Consider the following 788-nt stretch of genomic DNA (forward strand, 5'->3'; position numbering starts at 1 on the left):
AGCAGGTAGTTCGGAATGAGCCCTCCGGTAAACAGCATGCTGACGATAAAAAACCAGGCGTAGCCGCTGCGGCCCTTGAATACTCTTGTCTCCTTGGACAGCGAATAAGCGGCCATCGCGATGACGATCATGGACAGCACGGTGCCGAGAACGCTGCGCTCGACGGCAACCCACAGAGATTCCAGGAAGTTGCGGTTCAGCAGCGTTCGGGTATAAGCGGCCGTCGTGAACTGTACGGGAACGAATTTGACCAGGTTGGCCTGGGCGGCGAACTTCGAGCTGAACGATACCGCCAGCACGTTGATCAGCGGCAGAACGCACACCGCCGCCAGCAGGGCAAGCAGGGCATGATTGAACACGTTGAAGACGCGGTAAGGAACCGATTTGCGATACATGGTGCCGCCTCCTGAGACAACCCCGCAAAGCGCNNCTGCTCGGGCGCTTTGCGGGGGGCCGCGCAGATTTAAAAGATCCTGTAATTCGAATATTTGTAGGCGAAGAAGTAGGAGATCGAGATCAGCGCGAAGCTGATGGCCGATTTGAACAGCCCGACAGCGGTGGAGAAGCTGAATTGAGCGTTCAGGATGCCCATCCGGTAGACGAAGGTGTCGATAATGTCGCCTTGCTTGTAGACGAGCGGGCTGTACAGGTTGATGATCTGGTCGAACCCGGCGTTCAGAATGTTGCCCAGCGACAGCGTGGCGACGACGATCGCGATCGGAAGGATGCACGGAATCGTCACGTAGAGCGTCTGCTTCCAGCGGCTCGCTCCGTCGATCTCCGCCGCT

General features: G+C 57.8%; 1 protein-coding gene and 1 pseudogene. Both read right to left on the reverse strand.

The window, feature by feature from the left end; all coding sequences use genetic code 11:
• Positions 1 to 395, reverse strand: a 395-nt coding sequence (locus H7C18_RS34805) for an ABC transporter permease family protein (protein WP_475572005.1), incomplete at its 3' end; no start/stop codon positions are given.
• Positions 396 to 463: 68 nt separating this feature from the next.
• A pseudogene (locus H7C18_RS34810) lies at positions 464 to 788 on the reverse strand (sugar ABC transporter permease); the annotation flags it as partial.

The sequence above is a fragment of the Cohnella zeiphila genome (assembly GCF_014212055.1).
GTDB classification, from domain to species: domain Bacteria; phylum Bacillota; class Bacilli; order Paenibacillales; family Paenibacillaceae; genus Cohnella; species Cohnella zeiphila.